This is a genomic window from Pseudomonas sp. RIT-PI-AD (assembly GCF_025642785.1).
Classification (GTDB): Bacteria; Pseudomonadota; Gammaproteobacteria; order Pseudomonadales; family Pseudomonadaceae; genus Pseudomonas_T.
The window spans coordinates 95794-109029 of record NZ_JANZKU010000005.1; the positions used below are offsets into that span (position 1 = coordinate 95794).

The window sequence follows — 13236 nt, forward strand, 5'->3', positions numbered from 1 at the left end:
TGGATTCAGGACGTGGTAAAGGCTGCCGGCCGGGGCGTGTCGGGCTGACCCTGGCGCTGGACGTCGCGGTACTCGCCAGGCGTGCTGCCGGTCCAGAGCTTGAAGCTGCGATGGAACGAGCGCGGCTCGCTGAAGCCGAGGTAGCAGGCGATCTCCTGGATCGCCAGGTCGCTGCGCAGCAGGTAATGCTCCGCCAGTTCGCGGCGCAGCTCGTCCAGTAGCCGCTGGTAGCTGGTGCCTTCCTGCTGCAGGTGGCGTTGCAGGGTGCGCAGGGTCATGCCGAACTTGTCGGCTACCCGCTCCTTGCGCGGCAGACCGTCCTTGAGTAAGGCGCGCAGGGCGGCTTTCACCCGCTGCGGCAGCGGCTCGTCCTCGCTCAGCTCGGCCATCAGCCCCAGCGCATGTGCTTCCAGGGTGCGCAGCAGGTGGGCGTCCGCCAGGCGCAGCGGCAGGTCCAGGTATTCCCGGGGGATCAGCAAGGCGTCGCAGTCCTGTTCGAAGCGCACCGGGCAGCCGAAGACGTCCTGATACGCCTCCAGCGCGACCCCTGGCGGTTGGCGGTGGCTGAACCAGACTTCCCGCGGCGAGCGCTCGGTGTCGGCGATCCAACGGGCATACAGCAACCAGGAGGCCAGCACGTTCTCCACCATGTGCCGGCGGATTTCCGCGGTCCGATGCCGGCAGCTCCAGATCAATCGCACCAGGCCGGCGCTTGCCTCGACCCGGCTGACGCCCATGTCGCCCACCAGTTTTTCGTAGGGCACGATGCGCCCCATGGCCTCGCCGAGGGTGGCGCAATTCATGGTGATGTAGCCGAGCACGCTCCACGAGCCGGGCTGCACGAAGCGCGCCGCCCGTAGCCCGAACAAGGGGTCCGCGGAGCGCCGCAGCAGGTGCTCGAGGAGCCGTTCGTGGGCCTCGCTGGGCAGGCGCGCGTTGTTGTCCGCCAGCGCTTGCGCGGCGATGCCGGCCTCGCGCAGGGCCGCCGCCGTATCCAGGCCGAGGTGTTCGGCGTAGCGCAGGTACTTCGACAGGACGGGGACGGCGGTATAGCCCAGTGCGTGCATGCGTCGATTCCGCTTGGCTCGATTGGCGACAGTCGCTGTCCCGATCCGACAGTGACGCCCGACAGGGGCCGACTAGTATAGGCAGCCATGACGAGCGATAGGAAAGACCCGGCGGCGGAACACGGCTGCGGGGCCGAGCGAACGGGGGAGGGTGGCATGCGGCGTTGGAACGGGTGGGGCGACGAGGCGACGGTGGTGGATCTGCCGGCCCATGGGGCGGGTTTCCTGGCGGCGCGGATTGGCACCGGCCAGGCCCTGGCGGATGCCTCCCTCGCCGAGGTGGTGGCGCGCGTGCCGCCGTCGCGGTTGAGCGCGCACCCGTTGGTCAGTCTCGACGCGGAGGCGCGCATCCGCCATGCCCGTGGCCAGAGCCTGCCGGACTGGCTGGCGATGCGCGAAGGGCGCTTCGAGGTGTTCCCCGACGGGGTCGCCTACCCGGAGAGCGCCGAGCAGATTCGCCAGTTGCTGGCATGGGCGGCCGAGCAGAACGCATTGCTGATCCCCTATGGCGGCGGCACCTCGGTGGCGGGGCACATCAATCCCCAGGTCAGCGACAGGCCGGTGCTGACCCTGTCCCTCGCCCGCATGGGGCGCCTGCTGGACCTCGACGAAGCCAGTCTGATCGCCACCTTCGGCCCCGGCGCCAACGGCCCGCAGGTGGAAAGCCAGTTGCGGGCCCGCGGCTACACCCTGGGGCATTTCCCCCAGTCCTGGGAGTTGTCGACTCTCGGCGGCTGGGTGGCCAGCCGCTCCAGTGGCCAGCAGTCGTTGCGTTACGGGCGGATCGAGCAACTGTTCGCCGGCGGCACCCTGGAAACCTTCGCCGGCCCCTTGCGGATCGCCAGCTTTCCGGCGTCCGCCGCCGGCCCGGACCTGCGGGAAATGGTCCTGGGGTCCGAGGGGCGCTTCGGCGTGCTTTCCGAGATCAAGGTGCGGGTCACGCCCCTGGCCGAGCAGGAGCGCTTCTACGCGGTGTTCCTGCCGTCGTGGGAGCGGGCGCTGGAGGCGGTGCGCCGGCTGACCCAGGCACGGGTGCCCTTGTCCATGCTGCGCCTGGCCAATGCCGAGGAGACCCAGACCCAACTGGCCCTGGCCGGCCATCCGCAGCAGATCGCCCTGCTGGAGAAATACCTGGCCCTGCGCGGCGCCCGCGAGGGCAAATGCATGCTGACCTTCGGCGTCACCGGCTGCCGCCGGCAAAACGCCGCTTCGCTGCGCCAGGCGAAGGACTGGCTCAAGCGCTTCGGCGGGGTGTTCACCGGCACCCTGCTGGGGCGCAAATGGGCGGAGAACCGCTTTCGCTTTCCTTACCTGCGCGAAGCCCTGTGGCGCGCCGGGTATGTGGTGGACACCCTGGAAACCGCCACCGACTGGTCCAATGTCGCGCCGCTGATGGCGCAGATTGAGAAGAGCCTGCGCGAGGGCTTGGCGGCGGAGGGCGAGCGCGTCCACGTCTTCACCCACCTGTCCCACGTCTATGGCCAGGGCTCGAGCCTGTACAGCACCTATGTGTTCCGCCCCGGTAGCGACTATGCGCAGGCGCTGGCGCGCTGGCGGCGCCTGAAGCATGCCGCCAGCCAGACCATCGTCGACAACGGCGGCACCATCAGCCACCAGCACGGCGTGGGCCGCGATCACGCGCCCTACCTGGCGGTGGAGAAGGGCGAGCAGGGGTTGGCCGCGCTGCGCGCGCTGTCCCGGCATTTCGATCCCGAGGGCCGCCTGGTTCCGGGCGTGCTGTTGCAGGAATGAGCGCGCCGGCCTGGAATGCGGCCTGGCGCCAGGCGGCGCTGCCCGAACTGGCGAGCCGCGATTGGGACCTGCTGGTGATCGGCGGCGGCATCAGCGGCGCCGGCATCCTCCGCGAGGCGGCCCGGCAAGGCTGGAAGTGCCTGCTGCTGGAGCAGCGCGACTTCGCCTGGGGCACCTCTAGCCGTTCCTCGAAAATGGTGCACGGCGGGCTGCGCTACATCGCCCGCGGCCAGTTCGGCCTGACCCGCGCCTCGGTACGCGAGCGGCAACGCCTGTTGGACGAGGCCCCCGGCCTGGTGGATCCCTTGAGCTTCATGCTCACCCATTACCGCGGCGGCTTCCCCGGCCCGCGGCTGTTCGGCGCCTTGCTGGCGGTCTACGACGGCTTGGCCGGGCAGCGCAACCACCGTTTCCATTCGGCCGGGCAACTGCGCTACCTGGCACCCGGCCTGCGCGAGCCGGGCCTGCTTGGCGCCACCCGTTTCTTCGACGCGGTGACCGACGACGCTCGCCTGGTCCTGCGCGTGCTGGACGAAGCCCGCGCCGACGGCGGCGAAGCGCTGAACGGCATGGGCGTAAGCGAGCTGCTGCGCGACGCCGGCAAGGTGGTCGGCCTGGTCGCCACCGACCGCGAGAGCGGACGCGCCTTCACCGTTCGTTGCCGGGCGGTGGCCCAGGCCACCGGGGCCTGGGCCGGCGGCCTCGGGCGGGGCGACGGCGGCCGCGAGCGGGTCCGGCCCCTGCGCGGCAGCCACCTGCTGTTGCCCGCCTGGCGCCTGCCAGTGGTCCACGCCTTCAGTTTCATGCATGCCGCCGATCGGCGGCCGGTATTCGTATTTCCCTGGGAAGGCGCAACGGTGATCGGCACCACCGACCTGGATCACCAGGAAAGCCTGGCGGAGGAGGCGCGGATCGCCGAAGGCGAGGTGGAATACCTGCTCGCCGCCTGCGCCCAGCAATTCCCCGGCGCCGGCATCGGCCGGCGCGACGTGCTGTCCACCTGGGCCGGGGTACGCCCGGTAGTCAGTGCCGGCGAGACGTCGCGCAAACCGTCCGACGAACCCCGCGAGCACGTCCTGTGGGTCGAGCCCGGCAGCGTCACCCTGGCCGGCGGCAAGCTGACCACCTTCCGCCCCCTGGCGCTGGAAGTGCTGCGTGCCTGTGCGCCCTTCGTCGGCCGCCCTTTGCTGGAAGGCACTGGCCCGGTGTTTTCCAGGCCGCCGCCGGCGACCATCGACGGCCTTTCGACCGCCCGGCAACGGCGCCTGGCGGGCCGTTACGGCCGAGCCCTTCCCGAATTGCATCGCCTGTTCGAAGCCCTGGGCGATGCCCGGGTCGGCGCCAGCGAGACCGCCTGGGCCGAACTGGCCTGGGCCGCGGGGCACGAATTGGTCCTGCACCTGGACGACCTGTTGCTGCGCCGCACCCGCCTGGGGCTGTTGCTGCCCGAGGGCGCCGCCTCCGAGTTGCCGCGCATCCGCGCGCTGTGCCAGCCGCTGCTGGGCTGGGACGACCGCCGCTGGGCCCGCGAGGAAGACGCCTACCGCGCGCTCTGGCGACGTTGCTACAGCCTGCCGGACGAAGGCGCCTCCCTCAACGCCGCCTCCACCGACACGGGAACCCTGCCTTGAGCGAACAAAGCTACCTGTTGGCCATCGACAACGGCACCCAGAGCGTCCGCGCGCTGCTCTTCGACCTGGCCGGGAACCTGATCGGCAAGGGCAAGGTGCCGCTGGAGGCCTATTACTCCCGGCAACCGGGCTGGGCCGAGCAGGACCCCGACTACTACTGGGCGAGCCTGGGCGAAGCCTGCCGGCGGCTATGGGCCGAAGTGGACATCGACAAGCGCCTGATCCGCGGCGTCGCCTTGACCACCCAGCGCGGCACGCTGATCAACGTCGACGAGCAGGGCAAGGCGTTGCGGCCGGCGATCCTCTGGCTCGACCAGCGCCGCGCCGAGGTTCAGGGACGGATTCGCGGGCCCTGGGGCTGGTTGTTCAAGCTGATCGGCGCGCAGGCGACGGTGGATCATTTCCGCGCCCAGGCGGAGATCAACTGGATCGCCCAGCAGCAACCGGAGATCTGGGCGAAGACCCACAAGGTGCTGCTGCTGTCGGGTTTCCTCACCCAGCGCCTGACCGGCTGCTTCGTCGATTCGGTGGGCTGTACCGTGGGCTATCTGCCGTTCGACTACAGGAAGCTGCGCTGGGCCGGCCCGCGCGACTGGAAATGGCAGGCCATCGCCCTGCGCCGCGAGCAGTTGCCGGAGCTACGCAAGCCCGGCGAGCGGCTCGGCTGCATCAGCGAGGCGGCGAGCCGCCATACCGGGATCCCGGCGGGCCTGCCGCTGATCGCCGCGGGCGCTGACAAGGCCTGCGAGGTGCTCGGTGCCGGCGTGGTGGAGGCGAGTACCGCCTGCCTGTCCTATGGCACCACCGCGACCATCAACACCACCCGCCGGCGTTACCTGGAGACCATCCCCCTGCTCCCGCCGTACCCGGCGGCGGTGCCCGACCACTACAACACCGAGGTGATGATCTACCGAGGCTACTGGATGGTCAGCTGGTTCAAGCAGGAGTTCGGCCTGCACGAGCAGCAGCGGGCCGCTGCCCTGGGCATCGAGGCGGAGGCCCTGTTCGACGAACTGGTCGATTCGGTTCCGCCCGGATCCATGGGATTGATGCTGCAACCCTACTGGTCGCCGGGCATCCGCGAGCCGGGGCTGGAAGCCAAGGGTTCGATCATCGGCTTCGGCGACGTGCACACCCGGGCGCACCTGTATCGGGCGATCCTCGAAGGCCTGGCCTACGCCCTGCGCCAGGGCAAGGAGCGCATCGAGCGCCGCTCGGGTACGCCCATCGAGCGCTTGCGGGTGTCCGGCGGCGGTTCCCAGAGTGACGCGGCGATGCAGCTCACCGCAGATATCTTCGGGCTTCCCGCCGAGCGGCCGCACGTCTACGAAACCTCCGGGCTGGGCGCCGCCATCGACTGCGCGGTGGGGCTGGGGCTGCATGCCGACTTCCCCAGCGCCCTCGCGGCGATGACCCGCGTGGGCCGGGTGTTCCTGCCCGATCCCCAGGCCCAGCGTACCTACCAGCGGCTCTACCGGGAGGTCTACCAGCGCATGTACCGGCAGTTGAAACCCTTGCACCTGAGCATCCGCGACATCACCGGCTATCCGGCCTGAGCGCCTGCCGACGGCAGGTGTTCCCCACGGAAACCAATTCTTCGCCGCCCCGGTCCTAACACTGCGTGCCGGACCGGCCGACGGGGCTGGGCCGACGTCGCTCGCGATGCCTTCGGCTGAGTCGATATCCCGCGACCCGGGTCGGCGGAGGACGTATCCTCGCGCACTACAGCATTCCCAGTGAGCGGCCGGTCGATCCCGAGGACGGCGGGCCGTGGTGCGGCTTTGGCTGCGTAAGCGGAGACATACAGTGATGACGCAACGCAAGGCCTTGCTGATTCTGCACGGCAAGCAGGCTTCGAACGAACAGGTACGGGATGCCGTGCGCCACTGCCGCATCAGCGGTTGGGCGCTGGATGTGCGGGTGACCTGGGAAAGCGGCGATGCCCAGCGCATCGTCCACGCTGCCCTGGACGCGGGCTACCCGACGCTGATCGCCGGGGGCGGCGACGGCACCCTGCGCGAGGTCGCCGAGGCCATGGTCCAGGCCGGCGCCGAGGCCAGCCTGGCGATCCTGCCCCTAGGCACCGCCAACGATTTCGCCCGCGCCGCCGCCATTCCGCTGATTCCCCACGAAGCCCTGGCCTTGCTGGAACTGCCCGCCCAGGCGATCGACCTGGGCGAGGCGGGCGAGCACCTGTTTCTCAACATGGCCACCGGCGGATTCGGTTCGAAGATCACCGCCAATACCTCGGAGGACCTGAAGAAAATGCTTGGCGGCGCCGCCTACCTGCTCACCGGGTTGACGCGCTTTCCCGAGGTGCACGCGGCCTTCGGACGCTTCAACGCGCCGGATTTCCAGTGGGAAGGCGACTTTCTCGCGCTGGGCATCGGCAATGGCCGCCAGGCGGGCGGTGGGCACCTGCTGTGCCCGGACGCTTTGGTGGACGACGGCTTGCTGGACCTGTGCATCGTCCCGGCGCCGGCCGACGTCGTCGGCACCCTGGGTACCCTGCTTTCCGGCGGTGTCCGCGGCGTCGACACGGTGGCGCTGCGGGCGCGGGTGCCCTGGATCGAGGTGGAGGCGCCGGAAGGGCTGGACATCAACCTGGACGGCGAGCCGCTGGAAAGCCAGCGGTTGCGCTTCGCCATTCGTCCGAAGGCGCTGCGCGTGCATTTGCCCATGGGCTCGCCGTTGCTGGGCTGAGGGGCCAGGGTCGGTGCGGGCGCGTGCGGTGCGCTGGTGCGCGCCTTGACGCTCGGGCATGATGGCGCATGGCTGGCATGATTCCAGGAACCATGTCCCTGGGGGATACTCTCGCCGACCTGGGCTAGACTCGTTGAACACGAAAGGAGCACACGATGGCCGGCATTCTCGACAGCGTTGACCAAAGAACCCAACTGGTGGGCGAGAACCGCCTGGAAATCCTGATGTTCCGCCTGGCCGGTCGGCAACTCTTCGCCATCAACGTCTTCAAGGTGCAGGAAGTCCTGCAACTGCCCAAGCTCACTCTGATCCCCCAGCGCCACCCGGTGGTCTGCGGGGTAGTCAACCTGCGCGGGCAGACCCTGCCGGTCATCGACCTGTCCCAGGCCATCGGCATGCGCCCGCTGGTCCCGGATCAGAACAGCACCATCATCGTCACCGAATACAACCGCTCGGTGCAGGCGTTCCTGGTCGGCGGCGTCGATCGCATCCTCAACCTCAATTGGGAATCCATCCTGCCGCCGCCCGGAGGCGCCGGGCGCCAGCATTACCTGACGGCGATCACCAAGGTCGACGAGCAGATCGTCGAAGTGATCGACGTCGAGAAGGTCCTCTCGGAAATCGTGCCCATGAGCACCCAGGTTTCCGAGGACCGTTTGCAGGACCCGGTGCTGGAGCGAGCCCGTGGCCGCGAGGTGCTGCTGGTGGACGATTCCAACGTGGCCCTGACGCAAATGCGCGACACCCTCAGCCAGCTCGGGGTGAAGATGCACGTGGCCAGCGACGGCCTCAAGGCGTTGAACCTGCTGAAGAAGTGGGCCGACACCGGGGAGGTCATGACCGACAAGTTGCTGATGATCTTCACCGACGCCGAGATGCCGGAAATGGATGGCTATCGCCTGACCACCGAGATTCGCCAGGACCCGCGCCTGCGGGGCCTCTACGTGGTCATGCACACCTCCCTATCGGGCAGTTTCAACGACGCCATGGTGAAGAAGGTCGGCTGCGACAACTTCCTTTCCAAGTTCCAGCCGGACAAGCTGGTCGACGTGGTGCGCGAGCGCCTGATGCTCGACCAGGCCTAGCGGGGCGCCGCCCGGCGCGCTGCTCTGCGCGGCCGGGTTCGGGTTAGCATGGCGTTCCGTTTTTCCACGTTGCGAATGCCATGTCCAAGCCGCGATTGACCGCGTTGTATCGCTACCCCCTGAAATCCGCCATCGGTGAGCCTGTGCCGGCGCTGCAGCTGGACGCGCTCGGCCCGGTGGGCGATCGCCGCTGGATGCTGGTGGATGCCGACAGCGGCCGCTTCCTCACCCAACGGGCACTTCCTCGCATGGCCCACCTGCTGGCGCGTTGGAGTCCGTCCGGCGGGTTGTCCCTGGCCGCGCCCGGGTTGCCCGCCCTGGAGGTCGCCCTCCCGGACGAGCGCGCCGACCTGCGTGGCGTGATCCTGTGGAAGGACGCGATGCGGGTGCCCGACGCCGGCGAAGAGGCGGCGGCGTGGGTCACGCGCTTCGTGGGTAAGCCGACCCGCCTCGTCCATGTGCCGGAGGCGCGGGCGCGGCTCGTCGAGGATGCCCAGCACGGCGAGGAAAAGGTTGGCTTCGCCGACGGCTATCCACTGCTGGTGATGGGGCAAGCCTCGGTGGACGACCTGGGCGCGCGGGTGGGCAGGCCCCTGGACATGCGTCGCTTCCGGCCCAACCTGGTGGTGGAAGGCTGCGAGGCCTACGCCGAAGACGGCTGGTCGCGCATCCGCATTGGCGACCTGGATTTTCGGGTGGCCAAGGGCTGCAGCCGCTGCATCCTGACCACCATCGACCCGGATACCGGCGAGCGCAGCGCCGATCGGGAACCCCTGACCACCTTGAAGACCTATCGCGAGCACGAGGGGGCGGTGTACCTGGGGCAGAATCTGGTCAATCTCGGAACCGGGCGGATCGAAGTGGGCATGGAGGTGGAGGTCCTGGCCTGAGCGGAACACCCGGTCCGGCGGCTTGGCCGGATGTTCGTCTCGTTCAGCCGAGGGCGGGTCTCCCCCTGGTTCACTGATCGTCGAAGAAGCGCTCGTGCCAGTCCACCAGGGGCTGCGGGGCGTTGAGCTTCTGCCCGTAGATCACCGCGTAGGACAGCACGTTCTGCACGTATTGGCGGGTTTCGTCGAAGGGGATGTTCTCCACCCAGACGTCGAAGGCCAGGTGATTGGCGCCTTTCAGCCATTGCCGCACCCGGCCGGGGCCGGCGTTGTAGGCCGCGGAAGCGAGCACCCGGTTGCCGTTGAACTGCGCGTGTACCTGGCTCAGGTAGGCGGCGCCGAGCTGGATGTTGAGGTCCGGGTCGATCGCTTGCTGCGGCGAAGCCAGGGGAATGCTGAATTTGCGCGCGGTTTCCTTGGCGGTACCGGGCATCAGTTGCATCAGGCCCATGGCGCCTACCTGGGAGCGGGCATCGTCCATGAATGCGCTTTCCTGGCGGGTGATGGCGAAGATCCAGCTGGAGTGCAGGCCGCGTACCTTCGACTGCTGGATCAGGGTGGAGCGGTGGGCCATCGGGAAACGGATGTCCAGGTCGTCCCAGTATTGCGCCTGGCTGATGGTGCGGATTGCCGGGAAATACCATTGCAGGTCATAGGCCAGCTTGGCTTGGGCGACCATTTCCTCGCGGCTGAACAGACGGCTGACGTGGTACCACTCGCGGCGGCCATCGACGATCTGCCCGCGCTCGTGGAATTCGAGGGCGCGGCGGATACCGGCGGTGTTGCGGACTTTCTGCACCACCTTCGGGTCGAGGGCCAGCGGCTTGTTGTTCAGGCTGTAGGGCGCCTGGGTGCGGTCGGCGGCGAGGAAGCCGTAGAAGTCCCTTTCCTTGGCCACCGGCTGATAGAGCGCCAGCGGCTCCTGGCTCTGCGGCTGCGCCAGTTGCAGGCTGCGCGCCCGCCAGTAGCGCCAGCGGTTGGTATTGGCCAGCTCCGTCGGCATCTGCCCGGTGAGACGGTAGACCTCGTCCCAACGGCCCATGCGCAGCAGCAGCCGGGCGCGCCACTCGGAGACAGTGTCGTCGTGCAGCTCCGGGTCGTACTTGGCCATGATCGGCAGCGCACGCGGGTCGAACTTCTTCGCCAGGGTCAGGCCGACCTCGCGGGCGATGGCCACTTTTTCTTCCTTCGAAAAGGGTAGGCGGCTGGCGTATTGCTCCAGCAGGCCCAGGGCTTTCTCCGGGTCCTGGCGCGCCAGGCGTCTGAGGCCGAGGCCGACCACATCGGCCATGGCCTTGTCGGCGGGCACGAACAGCCCGGGCTGGTCGAGCATCTGCGGCTTCTGCGCGACGTCCACCAGCAGCTTGCCCTGGTTGGCGAGGCTCGGCAGGGTCTTCGCCAGATGGCTGGCCAGGCCATAGTTGCGGGCCTCGGCGGCCAGCTTCGCGCGTTTCCAGCGCTTCTCTTCGGTGAGCTGGCCCTCGGCGCTCCACATGTCGAACAACACGTCGCAGGCCTCTGGCTGCGATTTGCCCACCAGCCAGAGTTTCTCGGCGCTGGCGTAGCCTTCAGCCTTGAGCCCGTGGTTCAACTGATATTGGCCGTACAGGCAGTCCAGCTCGGTGAAATTGAGCTTGGGGTCGTAATAGTCGACGAAGGTCTTCCAGTCGCCGCGGTCGGCCAGCCAGCGCAACCAGCGCAGCTTCATCCAGCCCGCCTGGGGCAGGTCGCCGTGTTCGGCGAGGAATTTCTCGATTTCTTCGTTGCTGGCGCTTTTCAGACGGGCGGTCAGTTCGTCGTAAGCCAGGTAGGGTTCCAGCGGATAGTCGCGCAACGCGCTGGCATAGCGGCGATAGGGTTCACCGTCGCCCTTGGCCAGCGCCCGTTTGGCTTCGTCGTACATCTGGCGTTGCTGGTCCAGGTTGGCGGCCTGGACGCCGGTGTAGGGGAGGGTGGAAAGGAGCAGGCAGGAAAACAGGCTGAGCAGGCGACCGCGCATGACACTTCCGGGTAAGGGGATCGTGGAGGGCCGGGCTCGCCGGCGCCAAGAGCGCCTAGCTTAGCCTCTGGCCGGGGGCGGCGAAAGCGTATGGCCGAATCGGTCCGACCGGCGAAAATTGCCGGGAGAGTAGCGTCGCAACTCGGGTAGAATGCGCGCCCAGTTTTCCGGAGGTGCCCATGGCCCTGCTCAAGTTCACCGATGTCGCCCTGGCGTATGGCAGTACCCCGTTGCTGGACGGCGTTTCCTGGCAGATCGACCGCGGCGAGCGGGTCTGCATCATCGGCCGCAACGGCACCGGCAAGTCCAGCCTGCTGCGCCTGGTCAAGGGCGATCAGGCGGCCGACGACGGCGAAATCTGGCGCGCGCCCGGCCTGAAGATCGGCGAGCTACCCCAGGAACTGCCTCGCGCCGACGAGCGGACGGTGTTCGACGTGGTCGCCGAGGGCCTCGCCGGTGTCGGCGCCCTGCTGGCCGAATACCACCACCTGAGCCAGAACATCCGCGACGAAGCCGACCTCGACAAGCTCATGCATGTCCAGCAGGACCTCGAGGCCCGCGACGGCTGGCGCTTGCAGCAACTGGTCGACAGCACCCTCAGCCGGCTCCAGTTGCCCGCCGACAAGACCCTCGCCGAGCTGTCCGGTGGTTGGCGCCGACGCGTCCTGCTGGCCCAAGCGCTGGTCTCCGAGCCGGACCTGCTGCTGCTGGACGAACCGACCAACCACCTCGACATCGGTGCCATCGCCTGGCTGGAAGAAGCCTTGCTGGGCTATAACGGCGCCGTGCTCTTCATCACCCACGATCGCTCCTTCCTGCAGAACCTGGCCACGCGCATCCTCGAACTGGACCGCGGCCGGTTGATCGACTGGAACGGCGACTACGCCAGTTTCCTGGTGCACAAGGAACAGCAACTCGCCGCCGAGGAAACCGCCAACGCATTGTTCGACAAGCGCCTGGCCCAGGAAGAGGTGTGGATCCGCCAGGGCATCAAGGCCCGCCGCACCCGGAACGAAGGGCGGGTCCGCGCGCTCAAGGAAATGCGCGCCGAGCGCAGCGAGCGGCGCGAGCGCCAGGGCAAGGCCAACCTGCAATTGGAAACCGCGGAGAAGTCCGGCAAGCAGGTGATCGTCGCCGAACACGTGGGCTTCGCCCATGGTGGCGGAGAACCCTTGCTGAGGGATTTCTCCCTGGTGTTGCAGCGCGGCGATCGCATCGGCCTGCTGGGTGCCAACGGCACCGGCAAGACCACCTTGCTCAAGCTGTTGCTGGGCGACCTGCAGCCGACGACCGGCAGCATCGAGGTCGGCACCAAGCTGGAAGTGGCCTACTTCGATCAGTTGCGCCATCAGCTGGATCTGGAAAAAACCGTGATCGACAACCTCGCCGAAGGTCGCGATTTCATCGTCATCGACGGCCAGAGCCGGCACGTGCTGAGCTACCTTGGCGACTTCCTGTTCAGCCCGCAGCGTGCGCGCACGCCGGTCAAGGCGCTGTCCGGCGGCGAGCGGGCGCGCTTGCTGCTGGCCAAGCTGTTCAGCAAGCCGGCGAACCTGCTGGTGCTCGACGAACCGACCAACGACCTCGACGTGGAAACCCTGGAGCTGCTCGAGGAAGTGCTGCTCAGCTTCCAGGGCACCGTGCTGATGGTCAGCCACGACCGGGCCTTCCTCGACAACGTGGTCACCAGCACCCTGGTGTTCGAAGGCGAAGGGCGGGTCCGCGAGTACGTCGGCGGCTACCAGGACTGGTTGCGCCAGGGCGGCTCGCCGCGCCTGCTGGGCGTCGGCGAAGGCAAGGAGACGCGGGACGCCAAGGCCTCCGGCGCCGCGCCACAGCCTGCTGTCGCCGAGCCGAGCAAGGCCGAGCCGGCGAAGAAGAAATTGAGCTATAAGCTGCAACGGGAGCTGGAAGCCATTCCGGCCCAGATCGAGCAACTGGAGCGCGAGTTGGCTCGCGTGCAGGCGGAAACCGCCGATCCGGCGTTCTATCAACGGCCTTCCGCGCAGACCGCCAGTACCCTCGAGCGCCTGGAGAAGCTGCAGCATGAGCTGGATGCATTGCTGGAGCGCTGGGCTGAGCTGGACGGCTGAGTGAAGGGGAGCGGCC

9 protein-coding genes are annotated in these 13236 nt (G+C 68.2%); 7 read left to right on the top strand and 2 right to left on the bottom strand.

Translation table 11 applies throughout. From position 1 onward, the window contains the following. Positions 1 to 5 precede the first annotated feature (5 nt). Positions 6 to 1067 carry an AraC family transcriptional regulator gene (locus tag OGL92_RS06135; RefSeq protein WP_263141719.1) on the bottom strand — a complete coding sequence of 354 codons (1062 nt, stop codon included), beginning with the start codon at positions 1065 to 1067 and terminating at the stop codon, positions 6 to 8. Between the two features lie 156 nt (positions 1068 to 1223). Between OGL92_RS06135 and OGL92_RS06140 the strand changes: the two genes are divergently transcribed. The 6 genes from OGL92_RS06140 (at position 1224) to OGL92_RS06165 (ending at position 9128) form a co-directional block, all read left to right on the top strand. Further along, the gene (locus tag OGL92_RS06140) at positions 1224 to 2819 is read left to right on the top strand and encodes an FAD-binding oxidoreductase (protein ID WP_263141721.1); all 1596 of its coding nucleotides are present in this window, start codon (positions 1224 to 1226) and stop codon (positions 2817 to 2819) included. Next, entirely contained in the window at positions 2816 to 4450 is a 1635-nt protein-coding gene (locus OGL92_RS06145) for a glycerol-3-phosphate dehydrogenase/oxidase (RefSeq protein ID WP_263141723.1), read from the top strand. The genes OGL92_RS06140 and OGL92_RS06145 overlap by 4 nt, the downstream gene beginning before the upstream one ends. Beyond that, a complete protein-coding gene (locus tag OGL92_RS06150) occupies positions 4447 to 6006 on the top strand; it encodes an FGGY-family carbohydrate kinase (protein WP_263141725.1) in 1560 nt (519 codons plus the stop codon). The genes OGL92_RS06145 and OGL92_RS06150 overlap by 4 nt, the downstream gene beginning before the upstream one ends. Before the next feature lie 253 nt (positions 6007 to 6259). Then, the gene (gene yegS / locus OGL92_RS06155) at positions 6260 to 7153 is read left to right on the top strand and encodes a lipid kinase YegS (RefSeq protein ID WP_263141726.1); all 894 of its coding nucleotides are present in this window, start codon (positions 6260 to 6262) and stop codon (positions 7151 to 7153) included. Between the two features lie 155 nt (positions 7154 to 7308). Further along, positions 7309 to 8238, top strand: a complete 930-nt coding sequence (locus OGL92_RS06160) for a chemotaxis protein CheV (protein ID WP_263141728.1) — start codon at positions 7309 to 7311, stop codon at positions 8236 to 8238. 80 nt (positions 8239 to 8318) lie between these two features. Then, entirely contained in the window at positions 8319 to 9128 is an 810-nt protein-coding gene (locus tag OGL92_RS06165; protein ID WP_263141730.1) for an MOSC domain-containing protein, read from the top strand. Between the two features lie 70 nt (positions 9129 to 9198). Here OGL92_RS06165 and OGL92_RS06170 read toward each other — a convergent pair whose 3' ends face one another. Further along, on the bottom strand, positions 9199 to 11127 hold the full coding sequence (locus OGL92_RS06170; RefSeq protein WP_263141732.1) for a transglycosylase SLT domain-containing protein: 1929 nt from the start codon (positions 11125 to 11127) through the stop codon (positions 9199 to 9201). 179 nt (positions 11128 to 11306) lie between these two features. On the opposite strand from OGL92_RS06170, the gene OGL92_RS06175 reads away from it, so the two are divergent. Next, positions 11307 to 13220, top strand: a complete 1914-nt coding sequence (locus OGL92_RS06175) for an ATP-binding cassette domain-containing protein (protein ID WP_263141735.1) — start codon at positions 11307 to 11309, stop codon at positions 13218 to 13220. Positions 13221 to 13236 lie beyond the last annotated feature (16 nt).

Bases quoted from the DNA above. Each gene is read 5' to 3' on its own strand.
- OGL92_RS06135 (WP_263141719.1), bottom strand. From the start codon at position 1,067: ATGCACGCACTGGGCTATACCGCCGTCCCCGTCCTGTCGAAGTACCTG.
- OGL92_RS06140 (WP_263141721.1), top strand. From the start codon at position 1,224: ATGCGGCGTTGGAACGGGTGGGGCGACGAGGCGACGGTGGTGGATCTG.
- OGL92_RS06145 (WP_263141723.1), top strand. From the start codon at position 2,816: ATGAGCGCGCCGGCCTGGAATGCGGCCTGGCGCCAGGCGGCGCTGCCC.
- yegS (WP_263141726.1), top strand. From the start codon at position 6,260: ATGACGCAACGCAAGGCCTTGCTGATTCTGCACGGCAAGCAGGCTTCG.
- OGL92_RS06160 (WP_263141728.1), top strand. From the start codon at position 7,309: ATGGCCGGCATTCTCGACAGCGTTGACCAAAGAACCCAACTGGTGGGC.
- OGL92_RS06165 (WP_263141730.1), top strand. From the start codon at position 8,319: ATGTCCAAGCCGCGATTGACCGCGTTGTATCGCTACCCCCTGAAATCC.
- OGL92_RS06170 (WP_263141732.1), bottom strand. From the start codon at position 11,127: ATGCGCGGTCGCCTGCTCAGCCTGTTTTCCTGCCTGCTCCTTTCCACC.
- OGL92_RS06175 (WP_263141735.1), top strand. From the start codon at position 11,307: ATGGCCCTGCTCAAGTTCACCGATGTCGCCCTGGCGTATGGCAGTACC.